At 57.7% G+C, this 21997-nt stretch carries 20 protein-coding genes and 1 pseudogene; 6 read left to right on the top strand and 15 right to left on the bottom strand.

What is annotated here, in order from left to right; translation table 11 throughout:
* The 3 genes and pseudogenes from Q0O19_RS03900 to Q0O19_RS03890 all read right to left on the bottom strand — a co-directional run.
* Positions 1 to 146, bottom strand: a pseudogene (locus tag Q0O19_RS03900) (glycerate kinase); the annotation flags it as partial.
* A 123-nt stretch (positions 147 to 269) separates the two neighbouring features.
* On the bottom strand, positions 270 to 1259 hold the full coding sequence (locus tag Q0O19_RS03895; RefSeq protein WP_295520238.1) for a tripartite tricarboxylate transporter substrate-binding protein: 990 nt from the start codon (positions 1257 to 1259) through the stop codon (positions 270 to 272).
* Positions 1260 to 1329: 70 nt separating this feature from the next.
* Positions 1330 to 2394, bottom strand: coding sequence for a tartrate dehydrogenase (locus Q0O19_RS03890; protein ID WP_295520237.1), 1065 nt, complete (start codon positions 2392 to 2394; stop codon positions 1330 to 1332).
* Positions 2395 to 2495: 101 nt separating this feature from the next.
* Here Q0O19_RS03890 and Q0O19_RS03885 point away from each other — a divergent pair, with 101 nt between their 5' ends.
* Complete coding sequence (locus tag Q0O19_RS03885) at positions 2496 to 3407, top strand: LysR substrate-binding domain-containing protein (RefSeq protein WP_295520235.1); 912 nt, start codon at positions 2496 to 2498, stop codon at positions 3405 to 3407.
* Here the strand turns inward: Q0O19_RS03885 and Q0O19_RS03880 are convergent.
* From Q0O19_RS03880 to Q0O19_RS03840, 9 genes are all read right to left on the bottom strand, one after another.
* Positions 3388 to 4392, bottom strand: a complete 1005-nt coding sequence (locus Q0O19_RS03880) for a transketolase family protein (RefSeq protein WP_295520233.1) — start codon at positions 4390 to 4392, stop codon at positions 3388 to 3390. The two genes, Q0O19_RS03885 and Q0O19_RS03880, sit on opposite strands and share 20 nt — an antisense overlap.
* Positions 4393 to 4403: 11 nt before the next feature.
* Positions 4404 to 5243, bottom strand: a complete 840-nt coding sequence (locus Q0O19_RS03875) for a transketolase (protein WP_295520231.1) — start codon at positions 5241 to 5243, stop codon at positions 4404 to 4406.
* Positions 5244 to 5267: 24 nt separating this feature from the next.
* Positions 5268 to 6527, bottom strand: coding sequence for a TRAP transporter large permease (locus tag Q0O19_RS03870; protein WP_295520230.1), 1260 nt, complete (start codon positions 6525 to 6527; stop codon positions 5268 to 5270).
* 5 nt (positions 6528 to 6532) lie between these two features.
* On the bottom strand, positions 6533 to 7066 hold the full coding sequence (locus tag Q0O19_RS03865) for a TRAP transporter small permease (protein WP_295520228.1): 534 nt from the start codon (positions 7064 to 7066) through the stop codon (positions 6533 to 6535).
* Positions 7067 to 7205: 139 nt separating this feature from the next.
* Positions 7206 to 8195, bottom strand: coding sequence for a TRAP transporter substrate-binding protein (locus Q0O19_RS03860; RefSeq protein ID WP_295520226.1), 990 nt, complete (start codon positions 8193 to 8195; stop codon positions 7206 to 7208).
* A gap of 58 nt (positions 8196 to 8253) precedes the next feature.
* The gene (locus Q0O19_RS03855; protein ID WP_295520225.1) at positions 8254 to 9003 is read right to left on the bottom strand and encodes an SDR family NAD(P)-dependent oxidoreductase; all 750 of its coding nucleotides are present in this window, start codon (positions 9001 to 9003) and stop codon (positions 8254 to 8256) included.
* Between the two features lie 205 nt (positions 9004 to 9208).
* Complete coding sequence (locus Q0O19_RS03850) at positions 9209 to 9532, bottom strand: putative quinol monooxygenase (protein ID WP_295520224.1); 324 nt, start codon at positions 9530 to 9532, stop codon at positions 9209 to 9211.
* 16 nt (positions 9533 to 9548) lie between these two features.
* Positions 9549 to 10898: a Gfo/Idh/MocA family oxidoreductase gene (locus Q0O19_RS03845; protein WP_295520222.1), complete on the bottom strand. Its 1350-nt coding sequence runs from the start codon at positions 10896 to 10898 to the stop codon at positions 9549 to 9551.
* 458 nt (positions 10899 to 11356) lie between these two features.
* Positions 11357 to 12298 carry a LysR substrate-binding domain-containing protein gene (locus Q0O19_RS03840; RefSeq protein ID WP_295520221.1) on the bottom strand — a complete coding sequence of 314 codons (942 nt, stop codon included), beginning with the start codon at positions 12296 to 12298 and terminating at the stop codon, positions 11357 to 11359.
* A gap of 221 nt (positions 12299 to 12519) precedes the next feature.
* Between Q0O19_RS03840 and Q0O19_RS03835 the strand changes: the two genes are divergently transcribed.
* The 4 genes from Q0O19_RS03835 (at position 12520) to Q0O19_RS03820 (ending at position 17893) form a co-directional block, all read left to right on the top strand.
* The gene (locus Q0O19_RS03835) at positions 12520 to 13395 is read left to right on the top strand and encodes a LysR substrate-binding domain-containing protein (protein WP_295520219.1); all 876 of its coding nucleotides are present in this window, start codon (positions 12520 to 12522) and stop codon (positions 13393 to 13395) included.
* A 227-nt stretch (positions 13396 to 13622) separates the two neighbouring features.
* Entirely contained in the window at positions 13623 to 15605 is a 1983-nt protein-coding gene (tkt, locus tag Q0O19_RS03830; RefSeq protein WP_295520217.1) for a transketolase, read from the top strand.
* 110 nt (positions 15606 to 15715) lie between these two features.
* Complete coding sequence (locus tag Q0O19_RS03825) at positions 15716 to 17146, top strand: 8-oxoguanine deaminase (RefSeq protein WP_295520215.1); 1431 nt, start codon at positions 15716 to 15718, stop codon at positions 17144 to 17146.
* Between the two features lie 141 nt (positions 17147 to 17287).
* Entirely contained in the window at positions 17288 to 17893 is a 606-nt protein-coding gene (locus Q0O19_RS03820; RefSeq protein ID WP_295520213.1) for a lysophospholipid acyltransferase family protein, read from the top strand.
* Here Q0O19_RS03820 and Q0O19_RS03815 read toward each other — a convergent pair whose 3' ends face one another.
* Positions 17894 to 19105, bottom strand: a complete 1212-nt coding sequence (locus tag Q0O19_RS03815; RefSeq protein WP_295520211.1) for a urate hydroxylase PuuD — start codon at positions 19103 to 19105, stop codon at positions 17894 to 17896.
* A 140-nt stretch (positions 19106 to 19245) separates the two neighbouring features.
* Positions 19246 to 20049 carry a xanthine dehydrogenase accessory protein XdhC gene (gene xdhC / locus Q0O19_RS03810; protein ID WP_295520209.1) on the bottom strand — a complete coding sequence of 268 codons (804 nt, stop codon included), beginning with the start codon at positions 20047 to 20049 and terminating at the stop codon, positions 19246 to 19248.
* Between the two features lie 101 nt (positions 20050 to 20150).
* Here xdhC and Q0O19_RS03805 point away from each other — a divergent pair, with 101 nt between their 5' ends.
* Complete coding sequence (locus Q0O19_RS03805; protein WP_295520207.1) at positions 20151 to 20723, top strand: hypothetical protein; 573 nt, start codon at positions 20151 to 20153, stop codon at positions 20721 to 20723.
* A 21-nt stretch (positions 20724 to 20744) separates the two neighbouring features.
* Here Q0O19_RS03805 and Q0O19_RS03800 read toward each other — a convergent pair whose 3' ends face one another.
* A complete protein-coding gene (locus Q0O19_RS03800; protein WP_295520205.1) occupies positions 20745 to 21971 on the bottom strand; it encodes an MFS transporter in 1227 nt (408 codons plus the stop codon).
* Between the last annotated feature and the right edge of the window lie 26 nt (positions 21972 to 21997).

Genomic DNA, 21997 nt, shown 5'->3' with positions numbered 1-21997 from the left:
ATCGCCCCCCCGGCTTTGCCCGCACCCAGCACCAAGGTGCGGCCTTTCGGCGGTGGGGGCAAATGGGCCACCGTGTTGTGCAGGGGCAATGCTCGCTTCACCGCCACGTTGTACAGGTGGCGCAACAAGGTTTGTGGATCTGTCATGGGCTAAAGGTCTTGGTCTGAAAAGGCTTCAAGGATAAAGGCACTGCAGACCAACACCCGAAAAAACCAAAAGGGTGCACCAGCCCCGAAGCCGATGCACCCTTTTTCGTTTGCAAGCTGGGGTCAATCAGCGTAAACGCCGCCGGCCTTGATGACAGGCGCCCATTTGGCCACTTCAGACAGCACAAAATTTTTGTGACCAGCCGGGTCATTGCGTGCATCGGTGATCACGGTGGCGCCACCGCCTTCTTGTTTGCGGATGAAATCGGGGTCTTTGACCGCCACCTTGAGGGCATCATTGAGTTTCTTCAAGACCGGGGCAGGCGTGCCTTTGGGGGCGTACAGGCCTTGCCAGATGGTGACCGAGAAGTCTTTGAGTCCGACCTCTTGCATGGTGGGCATGTCTTTGAGGGCCGCTGCCGTCAATCGGGTGGGGGTTGTCACGGCAAACGACTTGACCTTCTTGCCTTCAATCTGCGGGATCGTGGTGGTGGTCTGGTCGCACATCAAATCCACCTGGCCACCAATCAGGTCGGTCATGGCGGGTGCCGTGCCTTTGTAGGGCACCGAGGTCATGTCCACCTTGAGGGTGGACTGGAACAACATGCCGCACAGGTGCGAGGCCGAGCCCGGGCCGGCGTTGGCGATGTTGATCTTGCCCTTGTTGGCGTTGATCCAGGTGACCAACTCAGTCATGTTGTTGGCTGGCAGATTGGGGCGAGAGATCAAGTTCATCGGGTTCTCGCTGACCAGGCCGATGTACTCAAAGTCTTTCTCGACGTTGTAAGGCAAATTGCGGAAAAAACTGGGCAAGGTGGCCTGGGCGATGTGCGTGAACAACAGGGTGTAGCCATCGGCACTGGCCTTGGCCACTTTGTTGGCACCGATGGAGCCAGAGGCTCCTGCCGAGTTGTCGATCACGATGCTGTGTCCGCCCATGGCCTTGCTCATGGACTGGGCCAAGTCTCGCGCCGCTTTGTCGGTCGGGCCGCCTGCTGCATAAGGCAACACGAAGGTGATGGTTTTGTTGGCTGCGGGGTAGTCTTGTGCAAAGGCATTCGCTGACAAGAGCCAAGCACAAGCGAGGGAAACCGGCAGAAATGGGAAACGCATGTTCAAACCTTTCAAAGATTAGGGGATCAAAAATTCATTCGCCAGGACATGGACAGACTGCATCATCGCCTCAAGCCAAGGCCTTGCATACCGCCTGGGTGACATCGACTGTTAGGGCTTTCCCGCCCAAGTCACCGGTGTGCAGTGCCGGGTTGGCCGTCACAGCCTCTACCGCCTGCATCAAACGCTGTGCAGCGGCGTGCTCGCCCAGATGCTCCAGCAGCATGACCACCGACCAGAAGGTGCCCACTGGGTTGGCCAGGCCCTTGCCCATGATGTCAAAGGCTGAACCATGAATGGGTTCAAACATGCTGGGGTAGCGGCGCTCGGGATCAATGTTGCCGGTGGGTGCAATGCCCAAACTGCCCGCCAATGCCGCGGCCAAATCGCTCAAGATGTCGGCATGCAAGTTGGTGGCAACGAGGGTGTCCAGGCTTGCTGGACGGTTGACCATGCGGGCAGTGGCCGCATCGACCAGTTCTTTGTCCCACTTCACATCAGGGAATTCTTTGGAGATCTGTAACGCGATCTCGTCCCACATCACCATCGCGTGGCGCTGGGCATTGCTCTTGGTCACCACCGTGAGCAGCTTGCGTGGGCGCGACTGCGCCAGTTTGAAGGCGTAACGCAAGATGCGCTCCACGCCTGCGCGGGTCATGATGGACACATCGGTGGCCGCCTCGATCGGGTGGCCTTGGTGCACACGGCCACCCACGCCGGAATATTCGCCTTCGGAGTTCTCACGCACGATGACCCAGTCCAGGTCTTTGGGTGTGCAGCGCTTGAGGGGCGCGTCGATGCCGGGCAGGATGCGCGTAGGGCGCACATTGGCATACTGGTCAAAGCCTTGACAAATCTTCAGGCGCAGGCCCCACAGCGTGATGTGGTCCGGGCTGTGGGGGTCACCCGCTGAGCCGAAAAGAATCGCGTCCTTGTTGCGCAGCGCGTCCAGGCCATCGGCCGGCATCATCAGGCCGTGCTCACGGTAATAGTCTCCGCCCCAGCCAAAGTTTTCAAATTCAAAAGCAAAGTTGCCACAAGCTTTGGCCAGCACCTCCATGACTTGCTGGCCAGCGGGAATGACTTCTTTGCCGATGCCGTCTCCGGGAATGGTGGCGATGCGGTAGGTTTTCATGGGCTTGGTGCTTTTGGTTAAAAATGGATGGCTACATTCTGCGGTGCAGCCATCTCAATAAACACCCTAAAATTCAATTCACTGTTAACTTGAGATCAACAATGGAACCTCGCTTGCAAGCCGCCGATTTGGGCTTTTTTGCAGCTTTGGCCATGGCCGGCAGCTTGAGCGGGGCAGCCCGCGAGCTGCGCATCACCACGGCTGCCGTCAGCAAACGCCTGTCGCAAATGGAGACTCGGCTGGGCTTGCCCTTGGTCAACCGCACCACACGGCGCATGAGCCTGACGGTGGAAGGCGAAACCGTGCTGCGCCACGCGCGAAGCATCCTGGCCGAAATGGCCGACCTGGAGCAGCAACTCGGCACCAGCCGCTCCACGCCCAGCGGCCTGCTGCGGGTGAATGCGACCTTGGGTTTTGGGCGCAGTCACATCGGCCCGCTGATCAGCCGCTTTGCGCAGCAGTACCCGCAGGTCGATGTGCAATTGCAACTCTCGGTCGACCCGCCCTCGCTGAGTGACGATGCCTTCGATGTGTGCATACGCTTTGGCCCGCCACCCGACGCCCGGGTGATTGCCCGCAAGATCGCAAGCAACCAGCGCCTGCTTTGCGCATCGCCCGCCTACATCGCGCGCCACGGCGAACCCAAAACCACGGCCGATCTGGCCCGGCACAACTTCATCAGCATCCGCCAAGGCGGCGAGGCTTATGGGGTGATCAAGCTCATTCGCGGACGCCATGGCAAAACTGAAACCATCAAAACCCGTGGCAACCTGACCACCAACGACGGCAGCATCGCCGTGCAATGGGCGCTGGACGGGCACGGCATCTTGATGCGCGCCGAGTGGGACATTCGCAACCCGCTGCGGCAAGGCCAGCTGGTGCATCTGCTGCCGCAGCACCACACACCTGATGCGGACATTTATGCGGTCTATCCGGCCCAGCACAAATCAGCCGCACGGGTGCGGGCTTTTGTGGACTTTGTGGCGGAGGTCTTCAGGCCAGCCAAGCCTTGATGCGGCTGTTCATCTTTTCAGCCGAAATGCCGTAGCGGTCATGCAAGGTGGGCAAAGCGCCTGCATCCAAGAAAGCATCGGGCAGCGCCAACATGCGGAACTTGGTGGGCATCACCCCTTCGCGCATGAGTAGGCTCGCCACCGCCTCGCCCAGACCGCCCACGATGGAATGGTTCTCGGCCACCACCACCAGACGACCCGGCTTACGCACCTCGGCCAAGAGGGTGGATTCGTCCAGCGGTTTGATGGTCGGACAGTGCAGCACGGCCACACTCACCCTGTCTGCTTCAAGTTGCTTGGCCACCTCTAAGGTGCGCATGGTCATGAAACCACTGGAGATCACCAGCACATCCGCGCCCTCGCGCAGCATCTTGGCTTTGCCCAATTCAAACTTGTAGTCGTATTCGTCCAGCACCAAGGGCACATTACCGCGCAACAGGCGCATGTAAACCGGGCCTTGGTGTTCGGCGATTTGCGGCACAGCCTGTTCAATGTCCAGTGCGTCGCAAGGGTCAACGATGGTCAGACCGGGAATAGCGCGCATCATGGCCAAGTCTTCCGTGGCCTGATGGCTGGGGCCATAACCGGTGGTCAGACCGGGCAAGGCGCAGCAGATCTTGACATTCAGGTTTTCTTCGGCGATCACCTGGTGAATGAAGTCATAAGCGCGGCGCGTGCCAAACACCGCATAGGTGGTGGCAAACGGAATCAGGCCCTCCTTGGCCATGCCACCGGCTGCAGCCATGAGCAATTGCTCGGCCATGCCCATCTGAAAAAAGCGTTCAGGGAAAGCCTGCTCAAACAGGTGCAGATCAGTGTACTTGCCCAAGTCGGCGGTCATGCCCACGATGTCGGGGCGGTTTGCAGCGAATTCGACCAAGGCCTTGCCAAAAGGAGCGGCCTGCACACGTTGACCATCGGACGCAATCGAAGCGATCATGGCCGAGGTGGTCAGGCGGAGTTTCTTTTCTATGACGGCGTTCATGATGGATGCCTTTAGTTTTGGGATTCGTCCAGCACACGCAGGGCTTCTTGCCACTCGGGTGGATCGACGCGGATGAAGTGGTTCTTCTCGCGGGTTTCAAGGAAGGGCACACCCTTGCCCATCAGCGTATCGCACAGGATCACACGGGGTTTGGCGTCAGTCAACTGGCGAGCAGTGTCGAACGCGCGCAACACAGCGGGCAAATGGTTGCCATCCACGCGCTGCACGTGCCAGCCAAAGGAGGCCCACTTGTCGGCCAGCGGCTCAAAGCCCAACACTTTGGAAGACGCCCCATCGGCTTGTTGGTTGTTGATATCGACGATGCAAATCAAGTTGCCCAGCCCATGGTGAGCGGCAGCCATGGCGCCTTCCCAAGTCGAGCCCTCGTCCAACTCACCGTCCGACATGGAGTTGTAGACAAAAGCCGGATTTTTTTTGTGACGCAGGGCCAGCGCCATGCCCACGGCAATGGGCAAGCCCTGCCCCAGAGAGCCCCCCGACATTTCCATGCCCGGCGTGTAGCTGGCCATGCCCGACATGGGCAAGCGGCTGTCGTCGCTGCCATAGGTTTCGAGCTCCTCTTCGCCAATGATTCGGGCTTCGATCAGAGCGGCGTAAAACGCGATGGCGTAATGGCCATGTGACAACAAGAAGCGGTCCCGGCCGTCCCATCCCGATTCTCCGGGGCGAAATTTCAGCGCGTGGCCATAGGCCACAGCCAATACATCGGCATAACCCAAAGCCTGACCGATATAACCCTGACCTTGAACCTCGCCCATGCGCAAGGCGTATCGGCGAATACGGTAAGCGCAGCGCGCCACTTCTGACAAACGGTCATTGGTCACTGACATGAGATCTCCGGAGGGTCAATGCGGTCATTTCAAAATGACTGCGGGAACATATGAAACCAGCATCAAGACACCGAAGGCCACCACATAAAACGGCACCATGGCACGCACGGTTTCGCCCACTTTGACCCTGGCCAGCGAACTGGCGATGAACAAGGTGGTGCCCACAGGTGGGGTGTAAAGTCCAATGGCCAAGTTGACCACCATCATGATGCCCAGTTGCACCGTGTCCATGCCAATCGCTTGCGCTAAGGGCAGGAATACGGGGGTCAGCAGCAGCACGGCAGCGGGCAGGTCAATGAACATACCCAGGAACAGCATCATGGCGTTCATCAGCGCGATGACGACCCACTTTTCGTTCACGTTTTGCTGCACCCACTGCACGATGAGTTGCGGCATCTGGTCAAAGGTCAGCAACCAGCCAATGGCCGCTGAGGCCATGATCACCATCAGCACCACACCCGTTGCCAAACCGGCCTCGAGGATGGCGTGGTGCAGACGCCGAATCGTTAAGTCGCGATAAATCACCAGCGACACCAAGCCGGCAAAGAGAGTGGACAACACGGCCACCTCGGTTGGCGTGGCGATGCCGAAACGCAAAAATACGATGATCAATATCGGCAATGCAATGGCTGGAATCGAATACACCAAGTTGCGCCGAAACTCTGCACGGTCAGTCGGCCCAGTCTCGCGCGGTAAGTTATCGCGCTTGCCCACATACCAGCAAGCCGCCATGAAGCCGCCGCATAAAATAAGACCAGGCAAGATACCCGCATAAAACAAGGCCCCGATCGACGCGTTCGCACTCATGGCGTACAAAATCATGGGAATCGAGGGTGGGATGATGATGTCGATGGTGGCCGCAGACGCCAGCGAGGCCGCCGAAAAAGGCATGGGATAACCCAGCCTGCGGTGCCAGGGCATGACCAAGGAACCAATGGCCGATGCATCGGCCACCGCTGAACCCGACACACCACCAAACAAAGTTGACGACAACACGCTGACCTGAGCAGGCCCACCGTGCCAACGACCGACCAAAACCGTCAAAGTGCCCACGATGGCCTGGCCGAGTTTGCCCCCCATCATGAGCGAACCCGTGAGCATGAAAAACGGAATGGCGATCAATGGAAAGCTTTGCACCTGTGCCACCATTTGCTGGACCAGCAGGTCAAACGGAACCCGGTCGCTGCTGACCGCAGCGGCCAGTGCCGCCAACAAAATGGCGTGTGCAATGGGCATGGCCAATGTTGCCGCACCCAAAAATACGATCAAAATCAATAAAGTCATGGTGCTTATCCTTGCGCGGCTTGCGCACCTGGCTCTGAACTGTCCCGCACCACGCGCACACCACGCCAAGCCCTGGAGGCGGATTGGAGTGCCAGCAGCACCAGCATCCCCATGCCTACCATTAGACAACCGTAAGTCACCGATGTCGGGATGAGCAAAATGGGCGTTTTCTCGTCGTGCACGATTTCAAGCATGTTCCAAGTTGCGCGAACCAGCACCGCGTACAACACCGCGACTGCGCTCCAGGACACGATAGCAATCACACGTTTTACCGCAGGCCTGACCGACTCCACCAGGAACACCGTCGCGATGTGCGAGCCTTTTTCGGCGGCCAGTACGACACCGGACATGACCAACCATGGGAACAACAACTCGGGAACCTCGTTGGCCCATTGCAAACTGGTGCCAAATGCATACCGAAGCAGGGTGTTGGCGGCCAAGATCAAGAAAATCGAAACCATCGTCACCCACAGCACGAAGCTGCAGATGACCACGATCGCCCGTTCAAGCGCGTTGCGCTCGACTATGACTGCGGTCATGAATGAATCTCCAAAATGACCCGCCTCGCTGGCCAGCAACGATGCGGGTCGTGAACAGGGCAATAGCGCGTTGAAGTCAGCCGTTTATCCTGCACTTGTGGTCAGCGCATTTTTACAATGCCGACTATTTTTATGCTGCTTATTTGGCGCGCGCAGCGGCCACGACTTTCTTCACAAACGGGCCGATAGGGCTGGCTTCCCACTTGGCCAACACAGGCGCAGTGGCCTTTTCAAATGGGGCTTGGTCCACTTTGTCGATTTGCACGCCTTTGGCTTTGAGTTCGACAAACATCTTGTCATCGGCTTCTTGTGCCAATTTACGTTGCAGCGCAGTCGACTCATTGGCGGCTTCCTGAACGATCTTTTTATCGCCATCAGACAACTTGTCCCAAGCACGCTTGCCAATCAAGAAGGGCGTCATCTCGTACTTGTGCCCGGTCAGTGAGATGTACTTTTGCACTTCGTACAACTTGCCTGCTTGCACGTTGACCAGCGGGTTTTCCTGCCCGTCGACGACCCCTTGCTGCAGTGCCACGTAGAGCTCAGAAAACTTGATCTGTTGTGCCTCGGCACCCACGCTTTGCATGATGTCCACAGTCACAGAATCCGGTGGCGTGCGCATTTTCAGACCCTTCAAATCCTCGGGCTTGAGCAGTGGGCGCTTGTTGTTGCTCATGTGGCGGATACCGTTGTCCCAGTAACCCAAAACAATCAGGCCTTTTTCGGCCGATTTTTGGGCCAACTCTTTTCCTGTGGGTCCATCCATCACCTTCCAGGCCTGAGCTTGGCTAGAAAACAGGAAGGGCATACCGAATGCCGCGTACTCGGGCACGGCATTGGCCAATGCACCCTGTGAGTTGGCCGACATGTCGAGCGCACCAGTGCGCAAGGCCGTCACCATGGCGGCGTCGTCACCCAACTGGGCGGCCGGGGCCACAGTCACTTCGATGCGGCCATTGCTTTTGGCCTTGGCCACCTCAGCAAACTTCAATGAGGCCACATGTCGAGGGTTATCGATCGCGGTGCCATGTCCCAGCGTGAGTTTGACCGCCTGAGCCTGGACTGCCGAGGTAGCCAAAAGCAAAGACGCCACCAACAGGCTGCGACGGAAGGTATTTGAATTTTTCATGATGTCTCCTTGGTTGAAATGAACCACGGCGCTGCCGTGGTGGTGGGTGAAATCGAAATCAGTGAATCAGCATTCCGCCGTTAACATCCAACGTCACGCCGGTGCAATACTTGGACAAGTCGCTTGCTAAAAAAACCACGCAACCGGCCACGTCGTTCGGCTCGCCAATTCGGGCCAATGGGATGCCATCCAAAATGCCTTGGCGCTTGTCTTCAGGAATCTTGCCTTTGTTGATGTCGGTGGCAATCAAACCAGGGGTCACGCAGTTCACCCGAATGTTGTTGCCGCCGTATTCGCGCGCCATAGCGCGTGCCAAACCCAGCACACCGGCTTTGGCGGCCGAATAATGCGGGCCGCCGAGGATCCCGCCACCGCGTTGTGCGGATACTGAGGAGATGCAAACGATAGAGCCGCTGTTTTGCGCAATCATCGCTGGCAACACGGCTTGTGAAGCATACAAAGTGCCGCGTAAGCTCACATCCAGAACACGGTCATAGTCCTGACCGGTGATGTCCAGAAACTTGACCGGTTGGGTGATGCCGGCGTTGTTGACCAAAATATCAATGCGACCATATTGGGCTTTGATCTGGGCCACAGCCGCTTCACAAGAAGCCTTGTCGGTGACGTTTGCAACCAGGCCTAGGTGGCCGGATCCCAGCCGCTCTGCGGCTGCCTTGGGGTCAGCCACCTCCAAATCCAAAATCACCACCTTGGCGCCTTGCTCAGCCATCATGGTCGCCGTGGCAAAGCCCAGTCCATTTAAACCCGCGCCTCCAGTGATGACTGCGACCTTATTTTTTAACAGCATGTTTGTCTCCTTCAATTAACGAGCAGGTGATGATGAATGGCGGGATTCTCCAGAGCTTCAAACATGAAGACAAGCGACATAAACTCATCTCTACTTTAGTTTTTTTCATGCGGCACTGCAGCAATACTTCTCGAAATAGGCCCTGCTTTTTCAACGATCTCCATGTTGCAGAAAATGACAAGGGGCTCCCCAGCAATGAACAAACTCAAGACCGCGTCAACATCCGCACAGGTCGCTCGGCCGCCACATGTTTGGCCAAAATGCTTCTAAACCATTGCACATGAGGGGTCTCGAGGTGTGTCTCGAAAGCTGTTTTCGACCTGTAAACCTCGTAAAACAAAACGCCATTGCCACTGTCAGACGTGCGCAGCACATCAAACTGCAGACAGTCGACTTCGTCGGACAGAGAATGCTGGGCGTCGTCCATCGCATGGGACAAAAAAGCATCCAGCAAGCCCTCTTTGACGACAAACTCAGCGATCACCACAAACGCATCGGGTGCGTGAGAAACATGGGCATCCTTTGTCATGAACCAGGCACCCCGTTCAAAGCGTCGGGTTGAACAGCGTGCGTGTGTATTCCTTGCGGAATTCGACCACATCCAGGTTGTCCACCAATTCGACATCCGAGAAACTCACGGGAGTGTCTTTTGCGACGGGCTTGATCAGTTTTACCTTGTGAGCCAAACCGATGGGTAAGGCATCCAAGGCCAGGCTCTTGGATGCGGGGATGGCATTGGCCCAGACCGCAAAACCACCCTCACCATCCAGCATTTCTCCGGCCTTCAAATCGGTTTTCGCAGTGGCCACCGCATCAGCACGGAACTCTTTGGAGCAACCAGTGGCCTCCCCCCTCAAAACAGCCGACAACACACTCACACTGGTTTCCAGACCAATCAAGTGGAAAGGCCGCCACATGGAGGCATACCAACCCGATTTGTCAGTCAACAATCCGTACTGCTTGAAGCAAGCACGTGTGTATTCGTCAGGGGCCTTGAACGTCACAAACATGCCGTAACGAATATTGTTGAGCACCTCGCGTCCGTCCGGCTCTTGACTGGCTGCGATGTCGATCAAGCCGCTGCGCGCCAAACGTCCGCCGTCTGCTGCGGGTTTAAAGACATTCGCCAAGTCCTGTAAACCTGCGGGTAAAAAGGCCAGGCCAGCATCAGGGCAATCCAATCCAGTGCCATTGGCCACGGCTGCCATTTCAATCGCCGCCTTCGTCCCGTCAGTGAACGAGTTGTACATTTGTGCGTTGAAATCACCCGCTTTGACTTCTGCCTCAGTCCATCCAAAGTACCCCCATACCGTATCGGGCGTTGAATAACGGTACCGTGGCTCAAAGTTCATGCCTTTGCCGGCGGCGGTCAGCTCAAAACCACAAGACCTGACCCAGTCAATCAATTCACACATGAATGCGGGTTGGTCCCCATAGGCCATCGAATACACCACCCCTTTCGCCTTAGCCCGCGCCGCCAACAAGGGGCCACACATCACATCGGCTTCAACGTTGACCATGACCACATGCTTGCCATGGTCAATGGCCAGCAATGCGTGCCGTACACCAAAGATAGGGTGGCCAGTGGCCTCAATCACGCATTCGATGCCCTCGAACTCTGTTAAAGCGGCAGCGTTATCCACAATGCATGTTTTACCTGTTTTGTATGCCTCGCCCAGAGTTTTGGCACTGTATTGATCCTCTTCCCAACCGACACGTTGGAGCGATTCCCGGGCTTTGGCGACATTCAAATCTGCCACCCCCACAACGTGATAACCGGCAATGTGCCGAGCTTGCGCAAGCATCATGGAGCCAAATTTACCGGCACCGATGATGCCCACACGGACAGGTCCTGCTTCTGCAGCGCGCTTTTGGAGCAATGAGGCCAGGTTCATAAAATGACATTTCCTTGAATGATGAATAATTACTTAAATCAAAAACTATCGATTTCCAAAAATAAAATTTAATAATTAACTGAAAATTATCTCAATAATCAATTAATATTTTTAAAGATTATTTTCTTGAGTTGCACTTAAATAATTTAAGTATTCCCAAGGAAATCGAAATTTAATTAATATTAATTTCAAGCCTTTATCTTGTCCATTGACTTAAATTATTTTTATGTTTAGAAAAACTTAAAGATAGTCGGTGCAACGCCATACCCGGTACGGGCATCGATCTGCAGCCATTGGTGTCGGCAAGGCAAGGGGGGGAAGACAGCGCGATCTGAAAAGACCAAAAAGCAAGGCTTGCTCGTCAAGCCAGTGGACGCTCTGCGCCAGTCAATGCACAGGCAGATGCAGCGGATGGCTGTCAACAATCAGGCTGAGTCGGCCTGGAGCCTGTCCCTATGTCAGCGCTTGTCAGCGCTTTCGTTCACGCCGTCTGGAGAAAATGTGAACAAGCGCTGCTCGTTTTGCCATTCCGAGCGTTCTTGCCGCAACCATTCCAAAAACAGTTGGACTTTGGCCTTACGCAAATGGTCAAAAGGGCAGACCACCCATTGCGTGGTGAGCTTGAACTGCGGCGAATTGCGCACGGGGCAAACCAGTGTGCCCTCGCGGAGTTCTCGCCACATCATCAAATTGCTGTCCAATGCGACCCCCAGCCCATCGGCTGCAGCGTCGATGGCCATGTGACTGCGGTCAAAAAGCAAGCGGGTCCATTCGGCAGAGGGCGTGACACCCGCTGACGCAAACCATTGCGTCCATTGCAACTGCGCTTTCACCGAGTAAATCAAACGGTGCTGCTCCAGTTCGCCCGCATCCATGCTGTTTGCCGGAGCATAGCTTGGCGCGCAAACCGGCAGAAAGTTTTCCTCAGCAAGGCCCTCCACATAAACGCCCGGCCACTGGCCTTCCCCATGGCGAATCTCCACATCTACAGCCTCTCGGCTGAAGTCGGTCGGCTCAGTGGTGGCGTTCAGACGCAACTCGACATCAGGGTTAGCATCCAGAAATTTTTGCAAACGCGGCAACAACCATTTGCTGCCAAGCGTTGGTGTCGTGCGCACAGTCAAAGCAGAACGGGAACGAAAGCCCCGAATACGTTGAGTCGCCTCGGTGATGCGCTGCACATCCTCCGCAATCATCTCGAAATAACGTTCACCCGCCTCTGTCAAGGCCACGCCACGCCCAGCCTTTTTGAGCAAGGTCGTGCCGAGATGCTGCTCGAGTGAATGGATCTGCTGGCTGACAGCAGAAGGGGTGACATACAGTTCTGCCGCGGCCTTGGTCAAACTGCAGCAACGCGCAACCACATCAAATACAGCAATCGCCCGCAGAGGAAGTGTCATATCAAAGTAAAAGGATTGAACAATAAGAGGAGGGTGTCACTTTATCAACTGGACAGTATGAAAAGCCTGTGGGTTGTGCCAGCTGTTTGCTCTGGGCTTGAAAGTTAAAACATTATCCCCTCTGGCCATACAACCTCTCAGCCATGACAAACCACTTAAACTCCTTTCCAATCCGATTGGATGCTTCTTGCAACGTAACTGTTTAATTGAATCCTCGAACCATGATTCCTCCACTCAGTGCCTTGCAGGCCTTTGAAACCATCGCCCGCCGCAAGAGTTTTGCACTGGCGGCCGAAGAATTGCATCTGACGCCATCGGCGGTGAGCCACCAGGTGGCCAAGCTGGAAAGCTTGCTCGGTGTACGCTTGTTTGAGCGCTCGGCCCGTGGCGTGGAACTGACCCCTGCCGGTCAGCAATACCTGCAACGTGTGGCCAGCGCATTGGGTGCGATCAACACCGCGACCGAAGACCTGCGTCATGGCGTCCAAGACACGCTGTATGTGCACAGCAGCCCCAGTTTTGCCAGCCTGTGGCTGATGCCGCGCATCGCCCGCTTTGGCGAGCGGCACCCCAACATCTCGCTCATGCTGTCGGCCTCGCATGTGCATTCTGATTTTCAGCTCGGGCAGATGGACATCGACATACGCTACGGCCTGCCCAACTGGCCCAACCTGGAGGTTGAGCCAGTCTTCACCGAACACATCCTGCCTTTGGCCAGCCCAGAATTCATCCGCACCCTAGCCCTGCATGAGCCGCAAGATCTTTTGCGTGTGCCACTGATCCAGTCCAGCGTCAGCGTGGTTCAGTGGCCCGAATGGTTTTTAAAGTTCGGTGGTGATCAGCGCCCAGAGCGCATGGGTCTGCGCTTTGACCGGGCCATGATGAGCTTGGATGCTGCTGTCCAAAATCTCGGTGTGGCCCTTGAGAGTACCAGCATCGGTCAATCGTTGATCGCCAGCGGCAAATTGCAACCCGTTTTTGCAGAAAACATGTGCATGCAAGTGCGAGCGCACTTCATGGTCTACCCGGCTAGACACGCCTCACGCCCTGAAGTTAAAAGTTTTGTGGAATGGTTGCGGGAGGAAGCAGCAAATTGAATGTCTTGCCATCCCAATACCCGGTTGATGCGACCAACGCGCATAGAAAGATGGTGCTTACCCACCTGCTCGTGGCCGACAACTGTCCACATCTTTACTTGAACCACTTTCATGCAACCCTGAATATTCATCGCTTGCCTTCATGCATCCAGGTGGCAAAAATCTCGGCTACCGTTTAAGAACACAGGAGACAGGCGACCGGGCCCAAGGCGGCCGGCGCCCGCAGCATGAGCACTCACCCCCAACAAGCTCTGGCCCACGCCATCCGTTTTCTGTCCATCGACGCCATCGTCAAAGCCCAAGAGGGCCACCAGGGCGTGCCCTTGGGCATGGCGGATATTGCCACTGCGCTGTACACACGCCACCTCAAATTCAACCCATCAAAGCCCGACTGGTTTGACCGCGACCGTGTGGTGCTGTCGAATGGACATGGCTCGATGTTGTTGTATGCGCTGCTGCACTTGACGGGCTACCCGGGCTTTCCGATCGAAGAAATTCAGCGCTTTCGAGAACTGGGCTCACATTGCGAAGGCCACCCGGAACGCAACCCCGCCATCGGCATCGAAGTCACCACGGGTCCACTGGGCCAGGGCATTGCCAATGCTTTGGGCATGGCAGTGGCCGAAGCGTATCTGAACGCCCGCTTTGGCAACGGTCTGGTCAACCATTTCACTTATGCCTTTGTGGGCGACGGTTGCCTGCAAGAGGGCGTGGGCCAAGAAATGATCTCGCTGGCAGGGCACCTGCACTTGGGCAAGCTGGTGCTGCTTTGGGACGACAACCAGATCACCGACGACGGCAGTACCGACTTGTCGATCAGCGAGGACGTGGCACAGCGCTTTCGTGTGGCGGGCTGGCATGTGCTCGAGATAGACGGGCATGACATCGAAGCGGTATCTGCCGCGCTGGATGCCGCACGCGCCGACCCACGTCCATCCTTGCTGGCCTGTCGCACCGTGATCGCCAAGGGCATTGCCCGCTTGCAGGGCCAGCGCGGAGGTCACAGCGCACGCTTGTTTGTCGAAGACGCCCAAGCTGCACGCGAACTGCTGGGCTGGGCCCATGGCCCATTTGAAATGCCCAGCGATGTGCAGCAAGCTTGGCGCGCCGCGGGACAGCGCCACCTGAGTGAATACGCGGTCTGGCAAGCGCGGCTGGCTGCTCTGCCTGCAGCCGAGCGCGACGAGTTTGAACGCGTGATGCGTGGCGAATTGCCCGCTGGTTGGCAACAGGTGTTGCTGGACTACAAGCAGCAAGCCCTGCAGGCCCCCACAGCGCCGAGCGGCATCTTCCTCTCGGCTGAAATCAACGACCTGCTGACGCCCCTTATCCCTGAGCGCATGGTGGGCTGTGCCGATCTGGAAGCGCCCACCAGCCACAAGCGGGGCCTGAAGGCATTCACCGCGGACGACCGAACCGGTGCCTATGTGCATTGCGGCGTACGGGAGCATGTGATGGGGGCCATGGTCAACGGCATGGCCGCGCATGGCGGCGTGCTACCGCTGTCGGTCACTTATCTGGCTTTTTCCGATTACCAGCGCCCCGCCATGCGCATGGCAGCGCTCATGGGCCTGCCCGTCAAATTCGTGTTCAGCCACGATTCAATTGGCATCGGGAAAAATGGACCCACTCACCAGCCGGTGGAAATTCTGGCCTCGTTGCGTGCCATGCCCAACATGCTGGTCATGCGCCCTGCTGATGCGGTGGAAGCTGCCGAATGCTGGGAAACCGCACTGGCCCACCGCACCGGCCCCGTTAGTCTGGTCTTTGCACGTCAGTCATTGCCTCTGGTACGCGTCACGCACACGCCCGACAACTTGGCCCGCCGTGGAGGCTATGTGCTGCAAGAAGCCACCTGCGGCCCGCGTCGGGTCACGCTGCTGGCCACGGGCTCAGAAGTGGCGCTGGCCGTCACCGCACGGGGACAGCTGGAATCATCGGGCATTGCAACCGCCGTGGTATCCCTGCCCTGCTGGGAACTCTTCAATGCACAAGATATGGCTTACCGCCAAAGCGTTTTGGGCGGCGGTGTTCGGGTGGGCATCGAAGCCGCCGTGCGCCAGGGCTGGGACGCGTATCTCGGACTCGATGGCGGCTTTGTGGGCATGACCGGCTTTGGGGCCAGCGGTTCAGCCGATGCGCTGTACAAGCTTTTCAACATCACGGCTGAAGCCGTGGTGAGCGAAGCGCGGCGTCTGCTTAAAATCTGACCCACTGCACAGCCCGGGACGCGCGGCAACGTGGTGCTCGCCCTCCCCCGCTCTTACGGGGCCAGGGGATTCGGCCGCGACTTGTTTCACACCTTGCCCAGGACAAGTCCATGACCACGCTGCTCATCCACCGCGCCCGTTGCATCGCCACGATGGACGATGCCCAGACTGAACTGCAAAACGCTTCGCTTTTGATCCGCGACGGCCGCATCGAACGCCTGATTCCCGCCACCGAAAACACAGACGCACTGCTCACGCAAGTCGATGAGGTGATCGACGCGCGCCACCATGTGGTGGTGCCGGGCCTGATCAACACGCACCACCACATGTACCAATCGCTCACGCGGGCGATACCGGGGGTGCAAAACGCCGAGCTGTTTTCTTGGCTCCAAGGCCTGTACCCGATTTGGGTAGGCCTCACGCCCGAGATGGTGCGTGTGTCGGGCCAGGTGGCCATGGCCGAGCTGCTGCTGAGTGGCTGCACCACCAGCAGTGACCACCTTTACATTTACCCCAACGGCGTGCGGCTGGACGACAGCATTGAAGCGGCGCACACCATAGGCATGCGCTTTACCGCCACACGCGGCAGCATGAGCGTGGGCCAAAGTCAAGGTGGGTTGCCGCCCGACAGCGTGGTCGAAAAAGAATCCGCCATCCTGAAAGAAACGCAACGCCTGATCGAGACCTGGCACGACGCCAGCTTCGGCGCGATGACGCATGTGGCCGTGGCCCCCTGCTCACCCTTCAGCGTGAGCCAGGACTTGATGCGCGAATCTGCAAAATTAGCCCGCGCCCACAGCGTGCGCCTGCACACCCATTTGGCCGAAAACGACCACGACATTGCGTACACGAAAGAAAAGTTCAACTGCACCCCTGCGCAATACGCCGAGGACTTGGGCTGGGTGGGCCACGATGTGTGGCACGCCCACGGCGTGAAGCTGGACGAAGAGGGCACGTATTTGTTTGCCCGCACCCGCACCGGCATTGCCCACTGCCCCTGCAGCAACATGCGCTTGGCCAGCGGCATCTTGCCCCTGCGCAAAATGCTCGACGCCGGAGTGCCGATTGGTCTGGGCGTGGACGGCAGCGCCAGCAACGACGCGGCGCACCTGCTGAACGAAGCGCGCCAAGCCATGCTGCTGGCGCGAGTGGGCAGGGCCATGGAGCTACCGCGCGTCGAAGACGGGCGCACGGTGTACGGCTGTGACCGCGGCCCCGCCGAGATGACGCCCCGCGACGCGCTGCGCCTGGCCACACGCGGTGGGGCACAGGTGCTGGGCCGCGCCAACGAACTCGGGCAAATCAAGGCAGGCTATTGCGCCGACATCGCGATGTTCCGAACCGACACCCTGAGCATGGCAGGCGGCGCGGTGCACGACCCCGTGGGTGCGCTCTTGCTGTGCGCCAGCGACAACACCGACTACACCATCGTCAATGGCCGCGTGGTGGTGAGTCAAGGCGAAATTACGACAGTGGATATGGGGCCGTTGATCGAGCGGCACAACCAACTGGCGCTGCAGTTGGTACTGGGAACAAACTGACGCAGCCATTCAGTTGAGCCGCATTGACGCACTGGGAAAGCGGGTCATCATTTGACCGCCATAATCCCTGTGCGCTTCGTTTGACGATGAATTAAGGCATCGGCTTGAAAACGAATATTTTTATTTTCACATCGACTTTTCATGCACCGAACGCTTTTTGACACGCCCATCGTGAACACCGCCCTGCGGGCGTTTTCCAAGACTTTTCTCAAACTCACAGGCTGGAAGATCGAAGGCAGCTTGCCCGTCGGCATCGACAAATGCGTGATGATCGCAGCCCCTCACACCAGCAACTGGGATTTGCCTTATCTGTTGATGGTGGCATTTCACTTGCGCCTGCATGTGAACTGGATGGGAAAGAAAAGCATTTTCTCGCCCCCTTTTGGCCCTCTCATGCGCTGGCTCGGTGGCATCGCCGTGAACCGCGAACAGGCGTCCAATATGGTGGACAGTTGCGCTCAAGCCTTGAAGCACGCTCAAGGTTCCCTGCATTTGGTGATCCCACCAGAGGGCACACGCAGCAAAACACGTTATTGGAAAACCGGTTTTTACTACATCGCCTTGCAAGCCCAGGTGCCCATCGTGATGGGCTACATGGACTACACCCGCAAGATCAGCGGCTTGGGACCTTTGTTTTACCCAACCGGTGATATCGACAAAGACATGGTCGAAATCAAAGCTTTCTACGCCCCCTTCAAGGGGAAAAACGCAGACCAGTTTGAAACACCCCCTGACCAGCAGACTTGATCAGTCCAGTTTGGCACCCGCCAGGAACCAACGACCCAGCATGGCGCGGTCATCCTCGGTCAGACCGTTCGCATTGCCCATGGGCATTTGCTTGGTCACCACCACCTGCTGGTACATGTTTTGAGCGTGTTGCTTGATCAACTCAGGGCTGTCCAAGCGCACGTTTTTCATTTGCACCTGGGCACCATGGCAGCTGATGCAGTGCTGACTCACCAAACTTTGCACTTGGGCAAAACTCACGGGCGCTGCGGGTCCAGCAGAGACTTGAGGCGCTGCGGGCTTCAAGGCGACGATCACGCCCAAAATCATCACCACCCCCACCGCCGCAAAGGGCCAAGGGTTGGCCGCGCGGCCCAAGTGATAGCCATGGCGCTGAACAAAAAACTGGCGGATGAGGGCACCGGCCAACATCATCACAAACAACAGCACCCAGCGGTGCTCGTGTGTGTACAAAAAGCTGTAGTGGTTGCTCAGCATCGCAAAGATGACGGGCAGCGTGAAGTAGGTGTTGTGCACGCTGCGCTGTTTGCCCCGCTTGCCGTGAATGGCCAAAGCGTTGGCGTCATAGGTTTCGCCGCTGGTCATGGCGGCCACCACTTTGCGCTGGCCGGGAATGATCCAGAAGAACACATTGGCACTCATGGCGGTGGCGATCATCGCACCCACCAGCATGAAGGCAGCGCGACCGGCAAACAGTTCATTGGCCAGCCAAGCGCAAAAGGCCACGACGACAATCATCAGGCCTGCGACGATCAACTCGCCGTTTTTGCGGAAACCGAACACGCGGCAGATCGTGTCGTAGACCAACCAGAAAGCCACCAGCAGCCCCACCGCAGCCGAACCGGCCATGACAGGCGACCAATCCATCAGCGATTTGTCGATCAAAAAGGTACCGGCGTTGTACAGGTACAGCACCGTGAACAGGGCAAAGCCGCTCAACCAGGTGGAGTAGCTTTCCCAATAAAACCAGTGCAGCTTGGTGTGGATGACCTTGGGGGCCACCATGTACTTTTGCGGGTTGTAAAAACCGCCGCCGTGCACGGCCCACATCGCACCCCCCACCCCTTTTTCAAGCAAGTCGGGCGAGTTGGGTTTTTGCAGGTTGTTGTCCAGAAAGACAAAGTAAAACGAAGAACCAATCCAGGCGATGGCGGTGATGACATGCACCCATCGGAGCAACAGATTGGCCCATTCCAGAAAATACGATTCCATGAAGGATCTCCAACCTGCTCACCACCGCGGGCCCTGTGAGCGGGTATTCGGTCGCGAACATGAACCTGAGGGTTCTTGCGCCGCTGCGACCAGTGCACCGAAGTGTATACAATTTTTACCAGCGAATCCAGTCCGCCTGCTCAAAGCATTTGCAAGAGTTGTGCCGCCACAGCCACGGCAATGACTTCGGGCTCTTTGCCCGCAATGCCCGGCACCCCAATGGGGCAGGTGATGTGGGCGATCTCCTTGGCCGAAAAGCCCCGGTCTTCCAGGCGATGTCGGAAGGTGGCCCATTTTGTTTGGCTGCCAATCAGGCCCACAAAGGGCAAATCGCCCTGAGATCTTTGGCGCTTCATGCATGCAATCACGATGTCCAGATCTTCGGCGTGGCTGAAGCTCATGATCAGGACCCGGCTGCCGGGGGCCAGATCGGCCACCGCCGCTTGTACCGGATTGGAGTGTTCACAATCCACACCACTGGGCACATCGGCCGGAAAAATCTCGTCTCGGCTGTCAATCCAGCGCACGGCAAACGGCAAAGGGGCCAGTGTATGGATCAAGGCCTTGCCCACATGGCCGCCGCCAAACAGGGCCAGCGGGGTGCGCGGCAGCAACAAAAGCGTTCGCATGCGCGGCAGATCTTCGGGGCTCACCCGCTCAAAAACAAGGTCCACGGCACCACCGCAACACTGGCCCAAACTGGGCCCCAAAACCTGGCGCAAGTCCAGGCGCTCGCTTTGCCCCGCCAACACAAACCGGGCATGCGCCAGCGCTTGGAGTTCCAAATGTCCGCCACCGATCGTGCCCTGCTCGCCTTGGGCAAACACCACCATCTGGGTTCCGGGTCCACGGGGCACAGAGCCTTGCGTGGACCGCACAGTCACCAACACCGCCTTGTCGGTGATCAGCCGCTTGAGGGCTTGCTCGATCCAATTCACGCTCATGTATCCATTCAAAATTGAGGCATGCCAGTGGCTTGCTCATCCGGCATTGGCAGTGCCACAATCAACGCCAACTGAGAGTATGCCAAGGACAAGGGCTCACCATGAAACCACGTTTGCAAACCGTTCACAGATCCATCACCCGCAGTGGCTTGACCCTGGGCACTGCGGCTTTGGCATGGCTCAGTGGCTGCAGCACCCCACCCCCTCCCGTGAAACCCCCTCCCGTGAAACCCCCGCCTGTCCTTGCGCCTGCGCCAGTCACCGTCACACCTGTGGCACCCCAACCGGCTGCTGCCAAAGTGCCTGAAAAAATCGCAGCGCCCAGCGGTCCCACATCGCTGGCCCGCAGCAGCAAAGAATACCGCAAGGATGCAGCGGGCCATTTGTATGGCGTCCACGCACACCGCATCTACAAAGGGCGCATGCCGCCCATGCTCGAAGCCGTGGGGGTTTTGAATGTGGACATTGACCAAAAAGGCTCGGTCAAAGCGGTGAACTGGATGCGTGCGCCCAAACATGCACCACACGTCATGGCCGAGATCGAACGCTTGGTCAAAGCCTCTGCGCCTTACCCTGTGCCCAAACACCTGAGTCAAGTGACCTACACCGACGTCTGGCTGTGGCACAAGAGCGGCAAATTCCAACTCGACACCTTGACAGAAGGCCAGGACTGAAGTCCTCAACAACACATCTTGTCAACTGGCGGGCGATTGTTCGTGCTCGGCACCCGGCAGCAAGGTCAAAATCAAGGTGGTGGTCACAGAAAAACACGCCAGCAGCAAGAGCGAGCTGCCAAAGCCCATGGCCTTGACCACCGGCCCCAAGGCCCAAACCGACAGGGAACTGACTGCAAAGGACACCCCCAAGCGCATGCCCGACACGCGTGAGCGCAGGCGGTCATCCACATAGCGGGCAATCATGAAGTCGGTGAAAGGGATGGCTCCGAAAATGAACACCATCACCCCAATGAGCGCTGCAAACAGCCACCAACCCTGCGCTTGCGATGCCAACACCAGCATGGGAATTTGCGCCATCACCATGAACATGAAAAAACGCTTGAGCGAGAAACGGTTGATGAGGTGGCCCACCACCACCTGGGCCACCGACGCCACGGCATAGACCAGCGCGAGCAAGAGGCCCAAAGCAACAGGGTCTTCCATCACCCCCTGAAAGCGTTCGGCCAGCAAGAGACCATTGCCATTGGTCGTGAAGTTGAACAAGACGCTGCTGGTGATGGCCGCAGCAGTCATGACCACCAAAGCACGGGCCAGCAAGGGGGCAGGTAAATTCACTTTGGCGCCGCCCTTTCGCTTGGCGGGTGACGACACCTCTTGCGGGCAAGCGCGTGCAAAGAACCAGCCGCAAAGCAATGCCACGACGCCGGGGATGATAAAAGCCGCACGCCATCCTTGCCACTGAATCAAAAATCCGGTGAGCAAGGCCGCCACGGCCACGCCCAGATTGCCAGCCAGTCCATTGAAGCCAATCGTCGCACCCGGGTTGGCCGAGCGCTCGAGCAACATAGGAATCCCGACCGGGTGGTAAATTGATGCAAAAAGGCCGATCAAGGTCAGGCTGATGGCCAGCTGCCAGGGCGTTTGCATGAACGCCGTGAGGATGGACGCCGCGCCAATGCCAAAAAAGAAGATCAGCATCATGCTGCGGCGGCCCCACACATCGCCCAAGCGACCTGCTGGCAAAGCGCCCAGACCGAACATGAAAAACGCCCCCGCACCATACGGCATCAGGTCTTGCCATTGGGCCAGGCCCATGTCGGCGGCCATGGTGCTGACCGCCGCCGCAAAAATCAGCAAAAACAAATGGTCCAGCGCGTGCGCGATGTTCAACAAGCCCCGCACCATGCGGGGGTGATCGGCGAGCTGTTCGGGCGCAGGAGCCGCAGCAGAGGTCAAGTTTGTCATGGTCAATTTGAGCTTTCAGGTCAGGC

The sequence above is a fragment of the Limnohabitans sp. Rim8 genome (genome assembly GCF_945869175.1).
Taxonomy (GTDB): domain Bacteria; phylum Pseudomonadota; class Gammaproteobacteria; order Burkholderiales; family Burkholderiaceae_C; genus Limnohabitans_A.
Note: the sequence above shows the minus strand (reverse complement) of the source record. Positions and strands in the feature narration are given on the sequence as shown.